Raw genomic sequence first — 22,189 nt, 5'->3', positions numbered from 1 at the left:
TCATCGTCTGGCAGTGCTCATTTGAACAGTAGGTGATAGCTCACCAGCAGCGCAAGGACCAGCACCACCACCACCCATGACCAGCGCGAGGCGGCCAGGCCCTTGGCGGGCGGCTCGGGCGGCGGCGGAGGCGGAGCCTGGCGGGGCTGACGCGCCATGTGCTCGATGAAGCGGGAGAAGAACTTCTCGATGAGGCGTTGGCCGGCCTTGGTCAGGGCGGCCTCGCCGAGTGCGGCCAGCGGGCCGCCGGTCATCACGGCCAGGGTATAGGCCAGGCGCGTACCGTGGTCCTTGGGGGTCAGTTGCAATTGGGCGGTGCCGATGGCCATGCCGGCGGCGGCACCCTTGCCTTCGAACGCCAGGGCCAGGCTTTCGCCGGGCCGCAGATCCGAGAGCAGCACCTCGCCCTCGTATTCGGCCTCCAGGCCGGCGACCGTGGCGCGCACGGCGATCTCGTATTCGCGTTCGGCGATCTGGGTGACACGGACACAGCCCGGCAGGCAATCCTGCAGGACGGCTGGGTCAAGCAGGGCGTCCCAGGTCTGCTGCGGCGAGGACGGAATCCATTGGGCATCGGCAGTACGCATCGCGGTCTCCGGGCGATCCGTGCCCGCCGCCCCGTTCTGCGCGGGTGTGGCGCGGGCCGTGGAAGGCCGTGGCAAGGCCTGGCTGGCCTGCTTTCTGGCCTGTTTCCCGGCCTATTGTGCGCCCAAACCCGGTGGGTGTCACGGCATGGGCTGTTGCGCGGCGGCGGACCTGGGGTTGGACAGCGCGGCAAACAGGGCGATCAGCATGGCGTACAGGCCGACCGTGCGCATGCCCCGGAACATGTGTTCGCTCAGCCCGAAGATGGCGAAACCCAGGCAGACGCACAGGCCCATGGCGGCAGCGGCGCGCACCGGCTGGGGCCAGCGACGGTGCAGGCGGCGTGCAAATACCAGGCAGGGCAGCAGATAGAGCAGCAGCAGCGCCAGCCCGCCGGGCACGCCGTACTGGGCCAGCGCGTCGAGCATGTCGTTGTGAGGTTCGCCGAAGTTCTCGGCTACGTAGGCCGAGACCTGCCCTTCGGCGCTGCGTGCCTGGAGATGGGCAGGGAAACCGGTGGGCCAGCCCCCGGCGACCGGATGTTCGGCCAGCATGGCCCAGGCCGAACGCCAGAGCTGCAGGCGGATGCAGATCGACGTATCGGCCACGGGGTCGCGTTCGCATTCCTGGTACTGGGTCACGCCATCCTGGACGCGGTCGCGCAGGGCCGGGCTGAGCGAGCCCAGCGCCAGCAGACCCGCCAGGATCACGGTCAGCGCGCCGACCAGGCGCAGCGGCCGGCGGCTGGCGGCATAGACCACCAGCCCCAGCAGCACGAAGACCGGCAGGGCCAGCCAGCCGCTGCGGGTCTGGGTCAGGATGAAGGCCGCGAAGGTGATCAGCAGCGTCAGGCTCTTGAAGAGCGCTTCGGCGCGCCGGTAGGGCGTCAGGCGCCAGCTGAAGGAAAACAGGCTGATCATGGCGAACAGCAGCAGCAGGTTGCCGTAGCCGACCGCGTTGTACTCGGTGGTGACCGGACGCTCGCCCGGGTGGCGGATGATGAGGCTCACCAGCACGGCGGCACCGGCCCAGCCGGCAGCCAGCAGGCCCCACAGGGCATGTCGCAGGCGCTCGATGCCGCAGGCATGCAGCGCGGCCAGCAGCAGCGGCAGGCCCAGGGCCAGGCGCAGGCCGCGTTCGGCGCCGCTGCCGGGCCAGTCGCCATGCAGGGCCGCGCTCAGCAGCGTGGCCGCCAGCGGCAGGCTGGCCGCGATCCACAGGAGCCGGAAATCAGCCGGCCGTGGGCCGGGTTCGCGCGTGGCCAGCACGACGATGCTGCTGAGCAGCGCAAGATAGAAAGCCGCGCTGCCGCCGTTGGCGGTGGTCAGCAGCAGGGGAGGCATGGCGATGACCGACAGGATCAGCAGCCAGGAGCAGGCACGGTTCAACATGACGCGGGAGGAGGATTCGGAAAGGCGGGCAGGCGGCGCTGGCCAGCGGCCGCGCTGCCGCATTATAGGGAATCCGCCCCCCGTGGCGGGGCTGTCTTGGGGCCGTCCGGGGCCGGGCGGCCCGGCCGGACTGGCTACAATGTCTGGCGGCGGCCGCCCCGGTTGCCGCGTTGCGGTTCCTGCACTCATGAATATCCTGATCACTGGCGGCGCCGGCTTTATCGGTTCGGCCCTGGTGCGCCACCTCATCCGCGACACCTCGCATCGCGTGGTCAACGTCGACAAACTGACCTACGCCGGCAACCTGGCTTCCCTGGCCGAGTGTGCCGCGGATCCGCGCCATGTCCTGGAACCGATCGATATCTGCGATGCCGCCGCTTTGCAGGACGTTTTCGCACGCCACCGCCCTGACGCGGTCATCCACCTGGCGGCCGAGTCGCATGTGGATCGCTCGATCGACAACCCGCAGGCCTTCATTCAGACCAATCTGGTCGGCAGCTATACCGTGCTGGAAACCGCGCGCGCCTATTGGGCCGCATTGCCGCAGCAGGCCCAGGCGGCTTTCCGCCTGTTGCAGGTCTCGACCGACGAGGTGTTCGGCGACCTGGGCGAGCAGCCCGGGTGTTTCCACGAAACCAGCCCCTACGCGCCCAGTTCGCCATACGCCGCCAGCAAGGCCGGCGCCGATCATCTGGCGCGCGCCTGGCATCGCACCTATGGCCTGCCGGTCTTGCTCAGCCATGCGGGCAACAACTACGGTCCCTGTCAGTTTCCCGAGAAGCTGATTCCGCTGTCATTGCTGTCGGCGTTGCGCGGCCAACCCATCACGCTGTATGGCGCGGGCGATCAGGTGCGTGACTGGCTCTACGTGGAAGACCACGCCCGGGCCTTGTATCTCCTGCTGCGGCAAGGCCGGCCTGGCCAGCACTACAACGTGGGTGGCAATGCGCCGCTGCGCAATCTGGACGTGGTGGAGCAGCTGTGCGACATCCTGCAGCGTCTGCGGCCGGCCGCAAGCGGGCAGTACCGTGCGCTCATCACTCACGTGCCGGATCGCCCCGGGCATGACCGCCGTTATGCGCTGGACACCGCCAAGCTGGCCGGCGAACTGGGCTGGCGTGCCGCCGAGGACTTCGCCAGCGGGCTGGAGAAAACCGTGCGCTGGTATCTGGCGCATCCGCAGTGGGTGGCCGATGTGGAAAGCGGCGCCTATCGAGCCCGCTGGCTGGGGGCGGCCCCATGAAGCTGTTGTTGCTGGGCGCCCAGGGTCAGCTGGGTCAGGCCCTGGGCCGGGCCCTGGCGCCGCTGGGCGAGGTGGTGGCCCTGGGCCGCCAGCCCTGGCGGGGCCTGAGCGGCGACCTGGCCGACCCGGCTGCGCTGCAACGCACGGTGCGCGCCGTCGCGCCCGACGTGATCGTCAACGCCGCAGCCTATACCGCCGTGGATCGCGCCGAGCAGGAGCCTGAATCGGCCTGGCAGGTCAACGCCGAGGCGCCCGGGCTGCTGGCCCGCGAAATGCGCGCCAGCCGGGGGTGGCTGGTGCATTACTCGAGCGACTACGTCTTCGACGGCCAGGAAGGCGCGCCCTATGCCGAGGACAGTCCGGCCGCGCCGCTCAATCAGTATGGCCGCAGCAAGCTTGCCGGCGACGAGGCGGTGGCCGCCTCGGGGGCGCACCATCTGGTGCTGCGCAGCGGCTGGGTCTATGGCCTGCAAGGCGAGAATTTTCCGCGGACGGTGTTGCGCCTGGCTGCCAGCCAGCCCGTGTTGCGCATGGTCGACGATCAGGTGGGTGCGCCGACCGGCGCCGACCTGATCGCCGATGTGACGGCGCACGCCTTGCGCCGCCTGAGGCCCGGGCGGTCGGGCCTGTACCATCTGGCCGCCGGGGGGGCGGTATCGCGCCTTGACTATGCGCGCCATGTGGTCGCGCAGGCGCGCGCCCTGGGCCGGCCGCTGGGGCTGCGCGAGATCACGGCGGTGTCCAGCGCGTGCTATCCGACACCGGCCGTGCGCCCGCTGGACACCCGCCTGGATTGCGCGCGGCTGCAGGCCGTCTTCGGCCTGCGCCTGCCGCCCTGGCGCGAGGGCATCGACCGTTTGCTGCGCCAGTGGTGCGCCAGCCCTTGGGCGGACGCGCCATGACGCGCAAAGGCATCGTGCTGGCCGGGGGCAGCGGCAGCCGGCTCTACCCGGTGACGCTGGGCGTGTCCAAACAACTGCTGCCGGTGCATGACAAGCCCATGATTTATTACCCCCTGTCGGTGCTCATGCTGGCAGGCATCCGCGACATCCTGCTGATCTCCACGCCCGAAGATCTGCCGGCCTTTCGTCGCCTGCTGGGCGACGGTTCGGCGTTCGGGCTGGCCCTGAGCTATGCCGAGCAGCCGCAGCCGGACGGGCTGGCGCAGGCATTCCTGATCGGCCGCTCCTTCATCGGCGCCGACGATGTCTGCCTGATTCTGGGCGACAACCTGTTCTATGGCCAGCATTTCACCCCCCATCTGCAGGCCGCCATGCGGCGCCGCGAGGGCGCGACGGTGTTCGGCTACCGGGTGAGCGATCCGCAGCGTTACGGCGTGGTGGCCTTCGACGATTGCGGCCGCGCCATCGACATCGAGGAGAAACCCCGCCAGCCGCGCTCGAACTACGCGGTGACGGGGCTGTATTTCTATGACAACCAGGTGCTGGATATCGCGCGCGGGCTCAGGCCGTCGGCACGCGGCGAACTGGAGATCACCGACATCAATCGCCATTACCTGGCGCGCGGCGCGCTGACCGTCGAGCGTCTGGGGCGCGGCTTTGCCTGGCTTGATACCGGCACCCACGAAGCCTTGCTGGAGGCCGGACATTTCGTCAGCACCATCGAACAGCGCCAGGGTCTGAAGATCGCCTGTCTGGAAGAGATCGCCTACCACGCGGGCTGGATCGACGCTGCCCAGGTGGCCCGCCAGGCTGCCCGCCTGGCCCAGACCGGCTACGGCCAGTATCTGCTGCAACTGCTGCAGGAGCCTCTGCCATGAAATGCTTTGCCACTGATTTGCCCGGCGTGGTGCGCCTGGAACCCGAGGTGCTGGGTGACGCGCGGGGCTGGTTCATGGAGCGTTTTCGCCAGGACCGCTTCGAAGCGGGCCTGCGTGCCCTGGGTCTGCCGCCACCGCCGCCCTTCGTGCAGGACAATCATTCGCGTTCGGCCGCCGGCGTGCTGCGCGGCCTGCATTACCAGCTGCCGCCCCATGAGCAGGGCAAGCTGGTGAGCGTGCTGGCTGGCGCGATCTTCGATGTGGCGGTGGATATCCGTGCGGCCTCGCCCACCTTCGGGCAATGGACCGGCGTGCTGCTGTCGGCGGCCAACCGGCACAGCCTGTGGGTCCCGCCAGGCTTTGCGCATGGTTTCCTGGCCCTGGAAGAGGGCAGCGAGGTGCTCTACAAAGTCACTTCCTACTATGCCCCCGCCAGCGAGCGCTGCCTGCGCTGGGATGACCCGCAGTTGGCCATCGGCTGGCCGGCGCCTGCGCAGGAGATGTCGCCGCGTGACCGCCAGGCGCCCGGGCTGGCGCAGGCGCTGGCCGCCGGGCAGCTGCCCGGCCAGCGCGCCGATCCTCCGACTGCCGGGAGTTAAATGTTGTAAATTCCGGGGGTTTACACGAACCCGCGCCCGACATCCCGGGCGCCACCCGTTTTGATGCCTACACGCATATTGATCGTTCGCACGTCCTCGCTGGGTGATCTGGTGCACATGCTGCCCGCCATTTCGGATATCGCCCGCCATGTGCCGGACGCCGAGATCGATTGGATAGCGGAAGAAGCGTTCGCCGAGATCCCCGGCTGGCACCCGGCCGTGCGAAACGTCATCAAGGTGGCGCATCGCCGCTGGCGCAAGGCCTGGTGGTCCGAGTCCGTGCGCAAGGAACGTCACGCGCTGGCCGAGCGCTTGCGCAGCGAACCCTACGATATCGTGCTGGACATGCAGGGCCTGATGAAGTCGGCCTGGCTGGTGCGTCAGACGCGCGGGGTGCGCCACGGGCTGGACTGGCGTTCGGCGCGTGAACCGCTGGCCTCGCTGTTCTACAACGTGCGTCACCGGGTCGAGTTCTGGCAGCCGGCGGTCATCCGCCAGCGCAAGCTGGCCGCGCTGACCTTCGGCTACACCTATGCCGGCGCCCCCGATTTCGGCCTGCAGGCTTTCGCGCGGGCGGCCCAGGCCGATGCCTCGGCCTTGCCCGAGGAAGGGCGTCGCCTGCATCATCTGGCCAGCGACCGGGGCTATGCCGTGATCATGCCGTCGGCCAGCCGCGACGACAAACTCTGGCCCGAGGAGGACTGGCGCGCCGTGTTCCGGCGTCTGCAGGACGCCGGGTGCACCCTGCGGCTGCTGGCCGGCAATGAACAGGAGGCCGAGCGTGCCCGTCTGCTGGTGGCCGGCATGGAGGGCGTCGAAGTGCTGCCGCGCATGGATCTGAGCGCGGTGGCCCGCGTGTTGGCCGGTGCGCGCATGATGGTTGGCCTGGACAGCGGGCTGACCCATCTGTCGGCGGCGCTGGGTCGCCCGACCATCGGCATCTATCGCGCCTCCACGCCCGTACGCACGCCGCTGGTGGGGCCGAATTACACCGCCAGCCTGGGCGATCGCGGCGCTTCGCCTTCGCGCGAAGCCGTCATGGCCGCCGTCGAACAGGCGCTGGCCGCCTCCTGAGGTCGGGCCCGGCGATGCGGCGCGGCCTCTATACCGGATTGTTCTACGCGCTGGCGCCGCTGTTCTGGCTGGGCATGTGGCGGCGTTCGCGCCGGGTCCCCGGGCAATGGGAGGTGCTGGGCCGCGCGCGGTTCGGCCATCCTGACGGGCAGACCGGCGCCCCGGGCGCGGTCTGGGTCCATGCGGTCAGTCTGGGCGAGACACGGGCCGCCCAGCCCCTGGTCGATGCCCTGCTGGCCCGAGGTCTGCCGGTGCTGCTGACTCACATGACGGCCACCGGGCGCGCCGAAGGCGCACGCCTGTTTGCCGCCGCGCTGGCGCGCGGCCAGTTGCGCCAGGCCTGGTTGCCCTACGATTTTCCCGGCGCCGTGCGGCGCTTTCTGGACACCCATGCGCCGGCCTGCGGGCTGATCATCGAACGTGAGATCTGGCCCAATCTGCTGGCTGCCGCGCGTGCGCGCGGCCTGCCGATGGCATTGGTGAGCGCGCGCTTTTCGGCTGGTTCGTTGCGATTGTCGCTGCGCCTGGGACGTGTCATGCGCGAAGCGCTGGCCGGCCTGGACCGGGTGCTGGCCCAGACCGGGCGCGATGCCGTGCGTTTGCGCGAGGGCGGCGCGCAGGCGGTGCAGGTCACGGGCAATCTCAAATTCGACATCAGTCTGCCGCCGGCCTTGCTGGCGCAGGGGCGCGCCTGGCGCGCGGCGCTTGGCCGTCCGGTGGTGGCGATTGCCAGTACCCGGGAAGGCGAGGATGCCCTGTTTGCGCAGGCCATGCGGCAGCGGCCCGGCCCCCGCCCCCTGTATCTGCTGATCCCGCGTCATCCCCAGCGTTTCGAGTCGGCCTGCGAGCAGGTGCGCGACGCCGGGCTGCGGCTGGCCCGCCGCAGCGATTCCGTGGCGCAGGATCTGGCCGAGGTCGATGTGCTGGTGGGCGATACGCTGGGAGAGATGGCCTTCTATTACGCCGCTGCCGACGTCGCCATCATCGGCGGCAGCTTTGCGCCGCTGGGCGGGCAGAACCTGATCGAGGCCTGCGTGGCGGGCACGCCGGTCATCACCGGCCCGCACACCTTCAACTTTGAGCAAGCCACCCAGGATGCCATCGCCGCTGGCGCGGCCGAACGGGTGCAGAACGCCGAGCAGGCCCTGGCGCTGGCCGACCAATGGCTGGCCGATGCGGCCTTGCTCGATCAGCGCGCCCGGGCCGCGCTGGCCTGGACGGCGGATCATGCCGGCGCGGTCGAGCGCAGCCTGGATGCCCTGCAGGATTGGCTCGGCCCCTTGCGGCCGGGTGTCTAGGGCCGACCCGGCAGGGTGATGCGATCGGCCTGCAGGGTCTGCGCCAGGCGTTGCGTCTGGCGGCCCTCATCGACCGGACGCGGGCCCAGCCAGCCCTGGCCCAGGGCGTAGACCCACACATTGGCCAGTACGATCACCAGGAAGAGAATGCGCATCGGGAGTCTCGCTCGCGTTTTCAGGCCAACCCGCCGGCGGCCAGGGCGGCCAGTCCGTCGAGCACGGGGGAGTGCAGCGCCTGCGGCAGCGGCGCGGCGCGGCCGCCATCGGCCAGCCGGGGCAACAGCTGTTCGACCTCGGCGCGCACTTCGTGCCAGCCGCCGCCACAGACATACAGCGCGGGCGGTTGGCCGTAGCGTTCGCGCCCGGCCAGCCACTGGCGCACCAGGGCGCCGGCCTGGGCGGCGGCCACGCCACTGGTGATGGCTTCATGGGTGCCGGTCGGGAAGTCGGCCAGCGGCCCTTCGGCCAGGGGCAGGTTGGCGGTGCCGCGCGCCAGGGAGGCGCGCATCAGCGCCGCGCCGGGCAGGATCAGGCCGCCGATGAAGCAGTCGTCCGGCCCCAGCGTATCGAGCGTGGTGGCGGTGCCGAAGGAGGCCAGCAGGGCGGGTCCGTGGCCCTGGGGCAGGCGCGCCTTCAGGCCCAGCATGGCGGCCCAGCGGTCGGCGCCCAGCTGGGCCGGATCGCGGTAGGCGCAGGTCATGCCCAGGGCGTCGCGTTGCGGCTGGACCCAGTGCATCGGGCAGCCACTGGCCGCCAGGATGGCGGCGATGTCTTGGCCGCGCGCCTGGCCTGCTACATTGACGCCCAGCGCGCGGACCGGTTTGACGGCCAGCGTGGGCAGCCAGCGCGCCAGCGCCTGCAGATCGAGGTTGTCGAACGCCTCGGCCTGCGCCTCGCGGTGGCCGCTGAGCGGATCCAGCCAGCCGACTTTCAGGCGGCTGTTGCCGGAGTCGATGAGCAGAATCATGCCTGGGCCCGCACCGAGATCTCGCCGGCCGTGATGGCCACTGCGCCTTGCGGCCCCAGGACCTGCAGGCGGCCGAAGGCATCGACGCCGGCGGCCTGGCCGCTCAGGGTGATGGTGCCCCGGTCGATCACGTTGACGTTGCGTGCGGCCAGTGCGTCGGCCTGGGCATAGCGCTCGATAAAGGCGCCGAAGCCTGCGCTTTCGAGGTCGCTCATGGCCTGCTGCCAGGCCAGCGCCGAGGCCTGCACGATGTCGGCCACGTTGCTGACGTGCGCGCCGGGGTCCACCTGGGTCCAGTCGGCGATGTCGCGCTCCAGCGCGGCCGACAGCATGACGGCATCGCACAGGTTCACGCCCATGCCGATCACCACGGTATGCCCGTCGCCGTCCGGATTGCGGGTGGTCTCGGCCAGCACGCCGGCCAGCTTGGCGTCGCGCCATTGCACATCGTTGGGCCACTTCACGCCGATCCCGTCATTGCCGCTCAGGCGGCGCAGCGCCTCGCAGGCGGTCAGGCCGGCCAGGGGCGAGATGGCCGGCAGCTGGGCCGGCGGCAGGCGCACATCGAAGGCGCAGGAAAACATCAGGGCGGCCCCGCTTCGGTTCTTCCAGGGACGTCCGGCGCGTCCGCGGCCAGCTTCCTGCAGGTGCGCGCCCAGCAGCCAGGGTTTGGGCGTTCGTGTCTGGCGTACGCGCGCCAGCAGGTCGGCGTTGGTCGAACCGGTGCTCTCGACCCACTGGACATGGGTGAAGCCGGGCAAGCGATCCTGCAGGGCGCGCGCAAGGTCGGCGGGCGCGGGCAGATCGAGGGAAGCGGGGCGGGGCAGGGCGGACATGGGGCGAATTGTAGGGCACGGCTGCGGCAGGGCTTGTCGTGCGCGGCTCGTTTATGATGTACGGGCGCCGGATTGCGGCGTTTCCGTTTTTATCACCTTATGCATCAGCAATCACTGCCGGAGCGCGACTGCCAGGCGCCCGCCCTGCGCAGGGACGGCGAGGTGGTCAGCCTGGCCGGCGACTGGAGCCTGCAGGCCCTGGCGCTGCCGGGCGAGGTGCAGACCCGCCGGCGCGCCCTGGGGCAGGCGGGCGCTCAGGCTACCTGGGACCTGCGCAGCATTGAACGGCTCGACACCATTGGCGCCAATCTGCTGTGGCATGCCTGGGGAGAACAGCTGCCCGAGCGGCTGCGCCTGACCGACGGCCAGCGCGAGGTATTCCAGACGTTGCAGGCCAATGCCGGCGAAGCCCCGCCTGCGCCGCCGGCCAGGGATCTGCTGGGCCCGGTCCGCGCCATCGGTCAGGCCGTCTTCGATGCTTCCCACCATGGCCTGGCCATGATACGCATGCTGGGTCAGCTCATGCTGGACCTGGTCGGCCTGCTGTTGCGTCCGGCGCGCGGCCCCTGGCGTGAAATCTCGGCCCAGATCTATCGCAGCGGGGCGCAGGCGCTGGGCATCACTGCCCTGGTGGGTTTTCTGATCGGCGTGGTGCTGTCGTATCTGTCGGCCCAGCAGTTGCAGATCTTCGGGGCCGACCGTTTCATCGTGCGTCTGCTGGGCGTGTCCATCGTGCGCGAGCTGGGGCCGGTGCTGGCCGCCATCCTGGTGGCGGGCCGTTCCGGTTCGGCCATCACGGCCCAGATCGGCGTGATGCGCGTCACCCAGGAGCTCGATGCCATGGAAGTCATGGGCATCTCGCACAGTCAGCGGCTGATTCTGCCGCGCGTGCTGGCGCTGGCCGTGACCATGCCGCTGCTGGTGCTCTGGACCGACGCCATGGCGCTGATGGGCGGCATGCTGGCCGCCCAGATGCAGCTGGGCGTGTCCGCGCAATGGTTCATCGAGTCGCTGCCATCGGCCATCACGCTGACCAACTACTGGATAGGCCTGCTCAAGGGCATGACCTTCGGCGTGCTGATCGCACTGGTGGCCTGCCACTTCGGCCTGCGCATCAAGCCCGACACCGAAAGCCTGGGCCGCGGCACCACCACGTCGGTCGTGACGGCCATCACCGGCGTGATCCTGGTCGATGCCCTGTACGCGGTCATCTTCAGCCAGATGGGGATCTGATGACTCCGGACTCTTCCCCCGTCGAGACGCTGACCGTGCCGCCCGTCATTTCGGTGACCGGCCTGCGCACGGCTTTCGGCGACCACGTCGTGCATGACAATCTCAACCTGACCGTCTATCCCGGCGAAATTCTGGTGCTGGTGGGCGGCTCGGGCTCGGGCAAGACCGTGCTGCTGCGCCAGATCATCGGCCTGGCGCGCCCGGCGCGCGGCCAGGTGCGCATCCTGGGCCACGACCTGACCCAGCTGTCGATCCGCGAGCGCCAGCGCCTGTCCGAGCGCTGGGGCATGCTGTTTCAGGCCGGCGCGCTGTTCTCGGCGCTGACGGTGTTCGACAACGTGGCGTTGCCGCTGCGCGAGCTGCGCACCCTGCCCGAAGACCTCATCCAGGAGGTCGTCATGTGTCGCCTGGCCATGGTGGGCCTGAGCGCTCAGGATGCGCTCAAAAGCCCCTCCGACCTGTCGGGCGGCATGATCAAGCGGGTGGCGCTGGCGCGCGCCCTGGCGCTCGACCCGGAACTGCTGTTCCTGGACGAACCCACGGCCGGGCTGGATCCGGTGCGCTCGGATGAGTTCGTCGAGCTCATCCAGAGCCTGCACCGCCAGCTGGGCTTTACCGTCGTCATGGTCACCCATGACCTGGATACCCTGCTGGCGCTGGCCACCCGTGTGGCCGTGCTGGCCGAGAAACGCGTGATTGCCTGCGATACGGTCGAACATATTCTCAAGATCGACCACCCCTTCATTCATAGCTTTTTCCTTGGCGAGCGGGGCAGGCGCGCGCTGGGGGATCTCGCACCCAAGGAAACGGGTAATGGAAAATCGTAGTCATGCCTTGTTGGCGGGCCTCTTTACGCTGGTGCTGCTGGCGGCGGCCGCCCTGGTCGCCATCTGGGTGGGCCGCGACCGCGTGCCTTTGAAGCCCTATGTCATCGTCTCTTCCACGCCGGTCAGCGGCCTGACGGCGCAGTCTTCTGTGCGCTATCAGGGCGTGCCGGTGGGCAAGGTGCAGTCGCTGTCGCTCAACCCGGCGCGTCCGGGCGAGGTGCGCATCCGCATCGGCGTGGCGCCGGACACCCCGATTACCGCCTCCACCTGGGCGGAACTGGGCGTGCAGGGCGTCACCGGGCTGTCCAATATCGAATTGCGCGACGACGGCAGTTCGCGGCAGTTGCTGGTGGCCAGCAATGGCGAGCCCCCCGACATTCCCCTGCGCCCGGGGCTGTTCGATCGCCTGCAGGAGCGCGGCAACGCCCTGATCGAGAAATTCGAGTCCACCGCGAGCGAGTTGCATGCGCTGATGAGCCCGGCCAACGTCCAGGCGCTCAGCACCACCCTGCAGAACACCGCCGAGATCAGCGCCCAGCTCAAGGCCACCAGCGAGGCGCTTGGGCCGGCGCTGCGCAAGGTGGGGCCGCTGGTCGATTCGCTGGTGCAGAACTCCAACGACGTGTCGGTGCTGATGCGTTCGGCGCAGCAATCGCTGGCGCGTCTGAACGCCCCGGACGGCCCGCTGGCCACGGCGGGCGCCAGCCTGCAGGAAATCGCCCGCGCGGCCGCGCGTCTGGGCAGTGACACGCTGCCTGCCGTCAGCGGCATGGCGCACTCGGTCGATGAGGCCGCGCGCAGCGCGCAGTCGGTGCTGCGCCGCTTTGGCGAGACGCCGCAATCGGTTCTGTTTGGGCCTGCGCCGGTCGAGCCCGGCCCGGGCGAGCCCGGCTTTGCCGGCTTTAGGAGATAAGCATGAAGAAACTCTGCCTTGCGGCCGTGCTGGCCGTGGCTTTGGCGGGTTGCAGCGTGGGCCGGGTGGCGCCGCAGGCCGCGCGCTTTGATCTGGGCCCGGAGGCCGCCAGCAGTCAGACGCTGCCGGCGCGCGCGCCCATCGCACTGGTTTTCCGCGCCGCGCCCTCGCTGAGCGACACGGGCGTGATCTGGCGTCTGGCCGACAGCCCTGCGCCCAAGGCCTATGCCGGCTACCGCTGGAGCGAGCCCCCCGCCGCGCTGGTCGACCAGCGCCTGCAAGAACGCCTGTCGCGCGAAGGCGCCGTGCTCGCCAGCGCCGGCAGCGTGGCGCAAGCGCCCCAGCTGCAGGTCACGCTCAGCCGCTTCGAGCAGGTGTTCTCGCCCGATGGCGCGAGCAGCCAGGGGCAGGTAGTGCTGCAGGCCGTGTTGCTGCACGATGGCAAGGTGCTGGCCCAGCGGCGTTTTGCGCAGCAGGCCGATGCACCCAGCCAGGATGCCGCCGGCGGCGTGCAGGCGCTGCGCCGTGCCACGGACGCCGCCGCCGACGAGATCGCGGCCTGGCTGGCGACCGTCCTGCCGACAGGCGGTTAACATCGGGGTTTCGCGTTTTTCCAGGTAGGGTCATGTCCGCAAGCACTGAAGTCCAGGTTTTCTCCGGCGCCGCCGGCCGCATCGAATGCGCGCTGGACTATCCCGACGGTTCGCCGCGCGGCTGGGCGCTGCTGCTGCACCCGCATCCCCTGCATGGCGGGGCGCGCGACAACAAGGTGGTCACCACCATGGCGCGTGCCTGCGTGAATGCCGGCCTGGTGGCCGTGCGCCCCGACTTCCGTGGCGTGGGGGCTTCCGAGGGCGAATTCGACCGTGGTGTGGGTGAAACCGCCGATATGCTGGGCCTGATCCCGCAGTTGCGCGAGGCCTTGCCCGAACTGGCCGGCGCACCCTGGGTGCTGGGCGGCTTTTCCTTCGGCACGGCCGTGGCCGCGCAGGTCTACGCCACGCTGGCAGAGCAGCACGCCCAGCCCGATGCGCTCATGCTCATGGGCCCGGCGGTAGGGCGTTTCCAGTTCCGCGAGGTGGAGTTGCCCGAGAGCACCCTCATGGTCCATGGCGAGGTCGACGAGGTCGTCCCCCTGGCCGAGGCGCTTGACTGGGCGCGTCCGCGCGGCTTGCCCGTGGTGGTCATCCCGGGCGCGTCGCACTTCTTCCATGGCAAGCTGCTGACGCTGCGCGAACTGGTCAGCCAGCGGCTGGCGCTGACCCTGGCCTGAGCGCCGGGGTTGCATCGGGTTGCATGTTCGGCATCATCTGGGAACGATTGATGGCGGGCCCTGTCGGATACGCTGCCTATAATCTTTGACGAGCGCCGCGCGGGGGCCGTGCCCGCGGCCCACCGGCGCCTTTCTGAACTCTCGCCGATGAAACTCCTGCCTCCCTCCTCTCTTCCCGTCTCCTTTGTCGCGCCGCGCCGCGTGCTCTCCCATGCCGTGCTGGCGGCCATGCTGGCCTGGTCCTTGCCGGCCGCAGCACAGACGCCGGCTGCCGTGTCGCCTGCCACATCCATGGCCGCCGCGGGCAGTGCGGCGCCGGCGGTCGTGACGGTCGGCGAGCTGTCGTCGGTGCCGGCGCCCACCATTGCGGCGCGCGCCTGGATGACCATCGATGTCAACAGCGGCCAGGTACTGGCCGCATCGAATCCCGACCAGAAGGTCGAGCCGGCTTCGCTCACCAAGATCATGACCGCCTACGTGGTCTTCAACGCGCTGGACGAAAAGCGCCTGACCCTGGAGCAGCAGGTGCCGGTGTCGGAAACCGCCTGGCGCACGGGCGGCTCGCGCATGTTCATCGAGCCGCGCAAGCCCGTGACGGTCGACGAACTGATCCAGGGCATGATCGTGCAGTCCGGCAACGACGCCTCGGTGGCCCTGGCCGAAGCCGTGGGCGGCAGCGAAGCCTCGTTTGCCGCGCTCATGAACGAGCAGGCGCAGCGCCTGGGCATGAAGGACACGCACTTCATGAACGCCACCGGGTTGCCCAACCCGCAGCACGTGACCACGGTGCGCGATCTGGCGACGCTGGCGACCCACCTGGTCAGCGACCACCCCGAGTACTACCACTACTACAAGCAGAAAGAGTTCACCTACAACAAGATCACGCAGCCGAACCGCAATCGTCTGCTGTGGGCCGATCCCTCCGTGGACGGCATGAAGACCGGTCATACCGATTCGGCCGGCTATTGCCTGGTGTCCACCGGCCTGCGCGGCGATCGCCGCATCCTTACCGTGCTGGTGGGGGCCGACAGCGAAGCCACGCGCGCCGAAGAGAGCCTCAAGTTGCTGAACTGGAGCTTCCAGAACTTCGATACCGTCAAGCTCTACGATCAGAGCCAGCCGGGCCTGGAGGCGCGCGTCTGGGAAGGCACGATCGATAACGTCAAGCTGGGCCCGCCCAACCCCATCTGGCTGACCGTGCCGCGCGGCAAGGCGGCCGAGATCAAGCCGGTGGCCCAACGTACCGATCCGCTGGTCGCGCCGCTGGTCAAGGGCCAGCAGGTCGGCACCTTGTCGCTGACGCTGGACGGCAAGGTGCTGCGCACCGAGCCGCTGGTGGTGCTGGAAGACGTCGAGCGCGCCGGTTTCTTCGGTCGCATGGCCGATACGGTCAAGCGCTGGTTCGACTAAGGCGCGGGCCGCGGGTGTAAGCTATTGTCCGGCATGATGCGGCGCGGGCGTCGTCCGCGCCATCAGCCCATGCGGCAGGGGCCGCATGCGACTCGAGGAGCTGTGCATGATTCCGGGCATGCCGGGCGATAGCCTGGTGTATCTCAATGGTGAGTTCACCCGCGCCGACCAGGCCAAGATTTCGGTTCTGGACCGCGGTTTTATCTTTGGCGACGGCATCTATGAAGTCGTTCCCGTGTACCGGGGCAAGGCCTTTCGCATGGCCGAGCACCTGGACCGCCTGGAGCGCAGTCTGGCCGCCATCCGCATCGCGGCGCCGATGCCGCGCGCCGAACTGATCGCGATCATCGAGCGGCTGGTGGCGGCTTCGTCCTCGCCCACCTGCATGGTCTATCTGCAGATCACGCGCGGTGTCTACAAGCGCGACCACGCCTTCCCCGCCGAAGCCATCGCGCCGACCGTGTTCGCCATGGTCACGCCCATGGTGCCGCCCACGGAAAAACAGCGCGAAGAAGGCCTGGGCCTGGTGTCCATTCCCGATGAGCGCTGGCTGCATTGCGAAATCAAATCGGTGTCGCTGCTGGGCAATGTGCTGGCGCGTCAGCAGGCTGTCGATGCCGGCGTCGACGAAGTGGCCCAGTTCCGCGATGGCTTCCTGACCGAAGGCTCTTCGAGCAACGTCTGGGTGGTGCGCGACGGCAAACTGCTGGCGCCGCCCAAGAACCACCTTATCCTCGAAGGCATCCGCTATGGCCTGATGGCCGAACTGGCCCAGGCTGCCGGCGTGGCCTTTGAGTCGCGTCCGATTGCGCGCGCCGAGGTCGAAAGCGCCGACGAGATCATGATCACCTCGGCCACCAAGGAGGTGCTGCCGGTGACCCGTCTGGATGGCAAGCCGGTGGGCGATGGCCGCCCGGGGCCGGTGTATCGCAAGCTGCGCGCGGGTTATGATGCCCGCATTGCCGCGCTCTGATCGCGGCCTGACGCCGGATGGCGCGTTGCGCCATCCGGCAGCGAGATCGACATGACCACTATCCCCCCCGAAGAATCCCTCATCGAGTATCCCTCGGACTTTCCCATCAAAGTGATGGGCAAGCACCACCCGGAGCTCGCACAGACCCTGACCGATGTCGTGCTGCAATTCGACCCCGAGTTCGATGCGGCCACGGTCGAGATGCGGCCCAGCAAGGGCGGCAACTATCTGGGCCTGACCTTCACCGTGCGCGCCACCTCGCGCGAACAGCTCGATGCCCTGTACCGTGCCCTGCACGGGCACCCCATGGTGTCCATCGTCCTGTAGCGTGTCTTCATGGATGTGAATGTGGCCTGGCTTGCGCGCCAGGCCGGCTATACCGAAGTCTGGCAGGCCATGCAGGCGTTCACCGCCAGCCGTGGGCCGGCCACGCCTGACGAGATCTGGCTGTGCGAGCATGCGCCGGTCTATACCCTTGGCCAGGCGGGGCGTGAAAGCCATATCCTGAATCCTGGCGGAATCGAGGTGGTGCGCTGCGACCGGGGCGGGCAGGTGACCTATCACGGCCCGGGTCAGGTGGTCGCCTACAGCCTGTTCGACCTGCGCCGCGCCGGCTTGTATGTGCGCGATTACGTGGCGCTGCTCGAAGACGCGGCGCTGGCCATGCTGGCGGGCTTCGGCCTGGCCGCCGAGCGCCAGCCCGGCGCCCCCGGCGTCTATGTGCGCCAGGCCGACGGCGCGCTGGCCAAGATCGCCGCGCTCGGCATCAAGATTCGCAACGGATGCGCCTACCATGGCCTGGCCCTGAACGTGGCCATGGACCTGGCGCCGTTTTCCGGCATCAACCCCTGCGGCTATGAGGGCCTGCGCACGACCGATATGGCCGCTTGCGGAGTCTCCTGCAGCCTGCACGATGCGGGTCAGGCGCTGGCGGCCCAGATGGTTCGCCGGCTGTCCCGCATTCCATCGGCCGCGGGCGCGGCGGTGGCGGGGGAGTAGAATGCCATTTTTGGTTCCGACTGCCTGACGCGTCCGGGGCGGTCCAGAAGGTGTCTCATGTCCACGCAGCCCGATGCTAATCCGCCCGCGAACGGCGTCCCGGCCGCCACCGCGGCCTACGATCCTACCCAGAAACAGAAGTCGCAGGCCAAGACCGCCCGGATCCCGATCAAGATCATTCCGGCAGAGCGCCTGAAGAAGCCCGAATGGATCCGCGTGCGTGCCGCCGCGCCCGGCTCGCGCTTCTACGACATCAAGCGCATCCTGCGCGAGCACAATCTGCACACGGTCTGTGAAGAGGCCTCCTGCCCGAACATCGGCGAATGCTTCGGCAAGGGCACGGCCACCTTCATGATCATGGGCGACAAATGCACGCGCCGCTGCCCCTTCTGTGATGTCGGCCACGGTCGCCCGGATCCGCTCGACGTCAACGAGCCGGAGAACCTCGCGCGCACCATCGCCGCTCTGAAGCTGTCCTATGTGGTCATCACGTCGGTCGACCGCGACGACCTGCGCGACGGCGGTGCGGCCCACTTCGTGGAGTGCATCACGCGCATCCGCGAGCTGTCGCCCACGACCCGCATCGAAGTCCTGGTGCCCGACTTCCGTGGCCGCCTGGATCGCGCCTTGGGCATCCTGAACGCCGGCCCGCCCGACGTCATGAACCACAACCTGGAAACCGTGCCGCGCCTCTACAAGCAGGCCCGCCCGGGTTCGGACTACCATCATTCGCTCAAGCTGCTGGCCGAGTTCAAGGCGCTGCATCCCGAAGTCCCGACCAAGTCCGGCCTGATGCTGGGCCTGGGCGAGACCGACGAAGAAATCCTGCAGGTCATGCGCGACATGCGCGAGCACAATGTCGACATGCTGACCATCGGCCAGTACCTGCAGCCTTCCGAGCACCACCTGCCGGTGCTGCGCTACGTCCATCCCGACACCTTCGCGATGTTCGAGCGCGAAGCCTACGCCATGGGTTTCTCCCATGCGGCGGTGGGGGCGATGGTGCGGTCCTCGTACCACGCCGACGAGCAGGCCCACGCCGCTGGCGTCAACTGAGGCGCCACGGCCAAGAAAAACCCACCCGCTTGCGGGTGGGTTTTGTCTTTCTGGCGCGGGCCGCTCAGCCCGATGTGATGCGCGAGTGGCGGCTGCTCCAGTGCACATCGGGGTGTCCGGCCGCCTGGTTCAGGTAGCGTGCCAGCACGAACATGAGGTCGGAGCTGCGGTTCAGGTACTGGCGCAGCGGCGCATTGACCGGCGCCTGCGTGGCCAGCGTGATCACCGCGCGCTCGGCGCGGCGCGCCACTGTGCGGGCCACGTGGGCCAGCGCTGCCGCGCGCGAGCCGCCGGGCAGGATGAACTCGCGCAGGGGCGGGAGCACGCCGTTGTAGAACGCCAGGCGGGCATCCAGGTGGGCCACCTGTTCGCGGCTCAGGGCGACGTGGCCGGGGATGCAGAGTTCGGCGCCCATGTCGAAGAGATCATGCTGCATGGTGAGCAGGTCGGCCGACACTTCCTCAGGCAGGGGCTCGCAGCGCAACACCCCGAGCAGGCTGTTGAATTCGTCGACATCGCCCATGGCCATCACGCGTGCATCGTCCTTGGCCACGCGGCTGCCGTCGCCCAGGCCGGTGGAGCCGTCGTCGCCCGTGCGGGTGACGATGACCGAGAGGCGGTTACCCATGTCGAATCCTTGTGTTGAAGCGGGCGAAACGCCCCTGGGTCGCTATTCTAGGGGATACACCGCTGGCCGCACGGACAGGGGGGTCTGTAGCCAATCGCAGCATCTGGCAGCGCTTGGCTGCCAATACGGGCTGCGGGGCAGGGCGGGATCGCGGTATTCTTGATGCATGGTGGCCGCATGGCCACGCAGGAGGAATGAATCATGGGCTTTTCCCGCAAGTACACCGCTTCGCTGGCCCTGGGGGCCGCCGTGGCGGTGGTTTCTCTGGCCAGCCCGCAGGCGCTGGCGCAGTCCGCTCAGGCCAGCGGCGAAGTGCGCCGGGTCGATGCCTCGGCTGGTACGGTCACGCTCAAGCACGGCGCCATTTCGGCGCTGGATCTGCCGGCCATGACGCTGGTCTATCAGGCCGCACCCGCGCTGCTGACCTCGCTCAAACCGGGCGACAAGGTCCGTTTCACGGCCACGCGCAAGGACGGCAAGTACGTCGTGACCGAGATCTCCAAGTAAGTCCGGGCTTCATCCATGCAAAAGGCCCGCGCTGACGCGCGGGCCTTTCGTTATCCCGATCCGGGCCTTACAGCACGTAGCGGGCCAGATCCTGGCTGGCAGCGGCTTCGGACAACTGGGCGTCCACATAGGCTGCATCGATGCGCACGGCCTGGCCACCCTGGGCATTGGCGTCGAAAGACAGCTCTTCGAGCAGTTTTTCCATCACCGTGTAGAGACGGCGCGCGCCGATGTTCTCGGTGCGCTCGTTGACCGAGAAAGCCAGTTCGGCCAGGCGCTGGATGCCTTCGTCGGTGAACTCGAGCGTGACGTCTTCGGTGCCCAGCAGGGCCGAGTATTGCTTGACCAGCGAGGCATCGGTCTGCGAGAGAATGCGCACGAAGTCTTCGGCCGTCAGCGAATCCAGTTCGACGCGGATGGGAAAGCGGCCCTGCAGCTCGGGGATCAGGTCCGAGGGGCGCGACAGGTGGAAAGCGCCCGAGGCGATGAACAGGATGTGATCCGTGCGCACCATGCCATAGCGGGTGTTGACCGTGGTGCCCTCGACCAGCGGCAGCAGGTCGCGCTGCACGCCCTGGCGCGAGACGTCGGCGCCGCCGCTTTCCTGGCGTGCCGCGATCTTGTCGATCTCATCGAGGAACACGATGCCGTTCTGCTCCACGTTGGCGATGGCCGCGGCGCGCAGATCATCTTCGTTGACGCGCTTGGCCGCTTCTTCGTCGATGATGAGCTTGAAGGCTTCCTTGACCTTGATCTTCTTGGGCTTGGTCTTGTCGCGCGACAGGCCGGCGAACATGCCGCGCAGCTGTTCGGCCATTTCTTCCATGCCGGGGGGCGTCATGACGTCCATCTGCGGCATGGGCTGGGCCACGTCGATCTCGATTTCGAGGTCGTCGAGCTGGCCTTCGCGCAGGCGCTTGCGGAAGGTCTGGCGCGTGGTGTTGGCTTCGTCGCGCTGCGGCTCGCCCATCGCATTGCGGGCCGGCGGCACCAGCACATCGAGGATGCGGTCTTCTGCGGCGTCCTGGGCGTGGCTGCGCACGCGGCGCATTTCCTGTTCGCGGGTCTGCTTGATGGAGTATTCCGTCAGGTCGCGGATGATGGTGTCGACATCACGGCCCACGTAACCCACTTCGGTGAACTTGGTGGCCTCGATCTTGATGAAAGGCGCGTTGGCCAGCTTCGCCAGGCGGCGCGCGATCTCGGTCTTGCCCACGCCGGTCGGGCCGATCATGAGGATGTTCTTGGGGTGGATCTCGTTGCGCAGCGGCTCGGCGACCTGCTGGCGACGCCAGCGGTTGCGCAGGGCCACGGCGACCGCGCGCTTGGCGCGGTTCTGGCCGATGATGAACTTGTCGAGTTCGGAGACGATCTCTCCGGGCGTCATGGTCGAGGCGGACATGATGGCTGAATCCTTGCGGCTCTGTGCGGCCTTAGCCGCCCAGCGTTTCGATCACGTGGTTCTGGTTGGTGTAGATGCACAGGTCGCCGGCGATGGTCAGGGCTTGCTTGACCACGTCTTCGGGCGGCAGTTCGGTGTTGTGCAGCAGTGCCAGGGCGGCGGCTTGCGCGTAGGCCCCGCCGGAGCCGATGGCGGCCAGGCCGTGCTCGGGTTCGAGCACATCGCCGTTGCCGGTCAGCACCAGGGTGTGCTCGGCATCGGCCACGATCAGCATGGCCTCCAGGCGGCGCAGCACGCGGTCGGTGCGCCAGTCGCGCGTGAGCTCGACGGCGGCGCGCATCAGGTGGCCCTGGTGTTTTTCGAGCTTGGCTTCGAAGCGCTCCTGGAGCGTGAAAGCGTCGGCGGTGGCGCCCGCGAAGCCGGCGAGCACCTTGTCATGGTAGAGGCGGCGGATCTTGCGCGCCGTGCCCTTGATGACGATATTGCCCAGGGTGACCTGGCCGTCGCCGCCCAGGGCGACGCGGTTGCCGCGGCGGACACACACGATGGTGGTGGCGTGAAATTGTTCCATGCTTTCCTTCCTATGAAGGATTGATGTGGGGGCGTCGTCGCGCATTTCAAGGCATAAAAAAGGGCTATGCCGATTGCTCAGCATAGCCCTTTCCGGCTGGCGGCCCGTCAGGCGGGCAACTCAGTCGCCGTACAGCTTCTGGCGCATTTCGCGGCGCTCCTGGGCTTCCAGGGAGAGCGTGGCGGTGGGCCGGGCCAGCAGGCGCGGGATGCCGATGGGTTCGCCGGTTTCCTCGCACCAGCCGTATTCGCCGCTGTCGATGCTGGCAATGGCCTGTTGCACTTTTTTCAGCAGCTTGCGTTCGCGGTCACGGGTGCGCAGTTCCAGGGCGTGTTCTTCCTCGATCGTGGCGCGGTCGGCCGGATCGGGCACGAACTGGGTCTCGCGCAGGTGCTCGGTGGTTTCGCCGGCGTTGGCCAGAATGTCCTGCTCGAGCTGTCTGAGCCGTTCCTTGAAGAACGCCAGCTGGCGGTCGTTCATGTAGTCGGCCTCGGGCATGGCCAGCAATTCCTCTTCGCTGGGCAGATCAATCGCCGTATCGTTCGCCGACTTGCTTGATTTTTTGGTTGCTGCCTTCGTAGCCATGAAAACACTCCACTATGAATCAATCCAGAGGGCATCCGA

26 protein-coding genes are annotated in these 22,189 nt (G+C 68.4%); 17 read left to right on the top strand and 9 right to left on the bottom strand.

All coding sequences use genetic code 11. The features are described 5' to 3' along the window. Nucleotides 1-17: 17 nt before the first annotated feature. On the bottom strand, nt 18-587 hold the full coding sequence (locus A7V84_RS18335) for an SRPBCC family protein (protein ID WP_025514187.1): 570 nt from the start codon (nt 585-587) through the stop codon (nt 18-20). Between the two features lie 138 nt (nt 588-725). Then, nucleotides 726-1,976, bottom strand: a complete 1,251-nt coding sequence (locus A7V84_RS18330) for an O-antigen ligase family protein (protein WP_033535224.1) — start codon at nt 1,974-1,976, stop codon at nt 726-728. Between the two features lie 187 nt (nt 1,977-2,163). Between A7V84_RS18330 and rfbB the strand changes: the two genes are divergently transcribed. The 6 genes from rfbB (at nt 2,164) to A7V84_RS18300 (ending at nt 7,970) form a co-directional block, all read left to right on the top strand. Beyond that, complete coding sequence (rfbB, locus tag A7V84_RS18325) at nt 2,164-3,219, top strand: dTDP-glucose 4,6-dehydratase (protein ID WP_025514183.1); 1,056 nt, start codon at nt 2,164-2,166, stop codon at nt 3,217-3,219. Next, complete coding sequence (gene rfbD / locus A7V84_RS18320; RefSeq protein ID WP_033535191.1) at nt 3,216-4,121, top strand: dTDP-4-dehydrorhamnose reductase; 906 nt, start codon at nt 3,216-3,218, stop codon at nt 4,119-4,121. Before rfbB ends, rfbD begins: the two co-directional genes overlap by 4 nt. Beyond that, a complete protein-coding gene (gene rfbA / locus A7V84_RS18315) occupies nt 4,118-4,999 on the top strand; it encodes a glucose-1-phosphate thymidylyltransferase RfbA (protein WP_025514179.1) in 882 nt (293 codons plus the stop codon). The genes rfbD and rfbA overlap by 4 nt, the downstream gene beginning before the upstream one ends. Beyond that, nucleotides 4,996-5,598 carry a dTDP-4-dehydrorhamnose 3,5-epimerase gene (gene rfbC, locus A7V84_RS18310; protein ID WP_025514177.1) on the top strand — a complete coding sequence of 201 codons (603 nt, stop codon included), beginning with the start codon at nt 4,996-4,998 and terminating at the stop codon, nt 5,596-5,598. Before rfbA ends, rfbC begins: the two co-directional genes overlap by 4 nt. A gap of 63 nt (nt 5,599-5,661) precedes the next feature. Beyond that, nucleotides 5,662-6,672 (top strand): lipopolysaccharide heptosyltransferase I, encoded by a 1,011-nt coding sequence (gene waaC / locus A7V84_RS18305; RefSeq protein WP_025514176.1) that lies wholly within the window; start codon nt 5,662-5,664, stop codon nt 6,670-6,672. A gap of 14 nt (nt 6,673-6,686) precedes the next feature. Beyond that, a complete protein-coding gene (locus A7V84_RS18300) occupies nt 6,687-7,970 on the top strand; it encodes a 3-deoxy-D-manno-octulosonic acid transferase (protein ID WP_170283351.1) in 1,284 nt (427 codons plus the stop codon). On the opposite strand, the gene A7V84_RS21535 is transcribed toward A7V84_RS18300, so the two are convergent. The 3 genes from A7V84_RS21535 to A7V84_RS18290 are packed head-to-tail and all read right to left on the bottom strand — an operon-like array spanning nt 7,967 to nt 9,773. Further along, entirely contained in the window at nt 7,967-8,125 is a 159-nt protein-coding gene (locus A7V84_RS21535; protein ID WP_162835208.1) for a hypothetical protein, read from the bottom strand. The genes A7V84_RS18300 and A7V84_RS21535 overlap by 4 nt on opposite strands. Nucleotides 8,126-8,145: 20 nt before the next feature. Next, nucleotides 8,146-8,937 carry a type III pantothenate kinase gene (locus A7V84_RS18295; protein ID WP_025514172.1) on the bottom strand — a complete coding sequence of 264 codons (792 nt, stop codon included), beginning with the start codon at nt 8,935-8,937 and terminating at the stop codon, nt 8,146-8,148. Further along, nucleotides 8,934-9,773 carry a biotin--[acetyl-CoA-carboxylase] ligase gene (locus A7V84_RS18290; RefSeq protein ID WP_101604482.1) on the bottom strand — a complete coding sequence of 280 codons (840 nt, stop codon included), beginning with the start codon at nt 9,771-9,773 and terminating at the stop codon, nt 8,934-8,936. The genes A7V84_RS18295 and A7V84_RS18290 overlap by 4 nt, the downstream gene beginning before the upstream one ends. 99 nt (nt 9,774-9,872) lie before the next feature. On the opposite strand from A7V84_RS18290, the gene A7V84_RS18285 reads away from it, so the two are divergent. The 10 genes from A7V84_RS18285 to lipA all read left to right on the top strand — a co-directional run bounded on the left by A7V84_RS18285 (nt 9,873) and on the right by lipA (nt 18,457). Next, complete coding sequence (locus A7V84_RS18285) at nt 9,873-11,006, top strand: MlaE family ABC transporter permease (RefSeq protein WP_025514170.1); 1,134 nt, start codon at nt 9,873-9,875, stop codon at nt 11,004-11,006. Beyond that, entirely contained in the window at nt 11,006-11,833 is an 828-nt protein-coding gene (locus A7V84_RS18280; RefSeq protein ID WP_025514168.1) for an ABC transporter ATP-binding protein, read from the top strand. The genes A7V84_RS18285 and A7V84_RS18280 overlap by 1 nt, the downstream gene beginning before the upstream one ends. Then, on the top strand, nt 11,820-12,746 hold the full coding sequence (locus tag A7V84_RS18275; RefSeq protein ID WP_025514166.1) for an MlaD family protein: 927 nt from the start codon (nt 11,820-11,822) through the stop codon (nt 12,744-12,746). The genes A7V84_RS18280 and A7V84_RS18275 overlap by 14 nt, the downstream gene beginning before the upstream one ends. Further along, nucleotides 12,743-13,339, top strand: coding sequence for an ABC-type transport auxiliary lipoprotein family protein (locus A7V84_RS18270; protein WP_170283353.1), 597 nt, complete (start codon nt 12,743-12,745; stop codon nt 13,337-13,339). Before A7V84_RS18275 ends, A7V84_RS18270 begins: the two co-directional genes overlap by 4 nt. Nucleotides 13,340-13,371: 32 nt before the next feature. Continuing rightward, nucleotides 13,372-14,019, top strand: coding sequence for an alpha/beta hydrolase (locus A7V84_RS18265; protein WP_025514162.1), 648 nt, complete (start codon nt 13,372-13,374; stop codon nt 14,017-14,019). A gap of 147 nt (nt 14,020-14,166) precedes the next feature. Continuing rightward, nucleotides 14,167-15,429 (top strand): D-alanyl-D-alanine carboxypeptidase family protein, encoded by a 1,263-nt coding sequence (locus tag A7V84_RS18260; protein WP_025514160.1) that lies wholly within the window; start codon nt 14,167-14,169, stop codon nt 15,427-15,429. A 106-nt stretch (nt 15,430-15,535) separates the two neighbouring features. After that, a complete protein-coding gene (locus A7V84_RS18255; protein WP_025514158.1) occupies nt 15,536-16,402 on the top strand; it encodes a D-amino acid aminotransferase in 867 nt (288 codons plus the stop codon). Between the two features lie 51 nt (nt 16,403-16,453). Beyond that, entirely contained in the window at nt 16,454-16,729 is a 276-nt protein-coding gene (locus A7V84_RS18250) for a YbeD family protein (RefSeq protein WP_025514156.1), read from the top strand. A gap of 9 nt (nt 16,730-16,738) precedes the next feature. Continuing rightward, nucleotides 16,739-17,401: a lipoyl(octanoyl) transferase LipB gene (lipB, locus tag A7V84_RS18245; protein WP_063491715.1), complete on the top strand. Its 663-nt coding sequence runs from the start codon at nt 16,739-16,741 to the stop codon at nt 17,399-17,401. A 57-nt stretch (nt 17,402-17,458) separates the two neighbouring features. Then, nucleotides 17,459-18,457 carry a lipoyl synthase gene (lipA, locus tag A7V84_RS18240; protein WP_025514153.1) on the top strand — a complete coding sequence of 333 codons (999 nt, stop codon included), beginning with the start codon at nt 17,459-17,461 and terminating at the stop codon, nt 18,455-18,457. Nucleotides 18,458-18,521: 64 nt separating this feature from the next. Here the strand turns inward: lipA and A7V84_RS18235 are convergent, their stop codons facing one another. Continuing rightward, nucleotides 18,522-19,085, bottom strand: coding sequence for a cob(I)yrinic acid a,c-diamide adenosyltransferase (locus tag A7V84_RS18235; RefSeq protein WP_025514150.1), 564 nt, complete (start codon nt 19,083-19,085; stop codon nt 18,522-18,524). 201 nt (nt 19,086-19,286) lie between these two features. On the opposite strand from A7V84_RS18235, the gene A7V84_RS18230 reads away from it, so the two are divergent. Beyond that, on the top strand, nt 19,287-19,592 hold the full coding sequence (locus A7V84_RS18230; RefSeq protein ID WP_025514149.1) for a copper-binding protein: 306 nt from the start codon (nt 19,287-19,289) through the stop codon (nt 19,590-19,592). Nucleotides 19,593-19,659: 67 nt separating this feature from the next. Here A7V84_RS18230 and hslU read toward each other — a convergent pair whose 3' ends face one another. The 3 genes from hslU to dksA form a co-directional block, all read right to left on the bottom strand. Continuing rightward, on the bottom strand, nt 19,660-20,994 hold the full coding sequence (gene hslU, locus A7V84_RS18225; RefSeq protein ID WP_025514148.1) for an ATP-dependent protease ATPase subunit HslU: 1,335 nt from the start codon (nt 20,992-20,994) through the stop codon (nt 19,660-19,662). Between the two features lie 31 nt (nt 20,995-21,025). Continuing rightward, nucleotides 21,026-21,565, bottom strand: coding sequence for an ATP-dependent protease subunit HslV (gene hslV, locus A7V84_RS18220; protein ID WP_025514146.1), 540 nt, complete (start codon nt 21,563-21,565; stop codon nt 21,026-21,028). 120 nt (nt 21,566-21,685) lie between these two features. Further along, complete coding sequence (gene dksA / locus A7V84_RS18215) at nt 21,686-22,150, bottom strand: RNA polymerase-binding protein DksA (RefSeq protein ID WP_025514143.1); 465 nt, start codon at nt 22,148-22,150, stop codon at nt 21,686-21,688. Nucleotides 22,151-22,189: the final 39 nt, after the last annotated feature.

This window comes from Bordetella trematum (assembly GCF_900078335.1).
Taxonomy (GTDB): domain Bacteria; phylum Pseudomonadota; class Gammaproteobacteria; order Burkholderiales; family Burkholderiaceae_B; genus Bordetella; species Bordetella trematum.
This window is presented reverse-complemented; position numbering and strand designations above follow the sequence as displayed.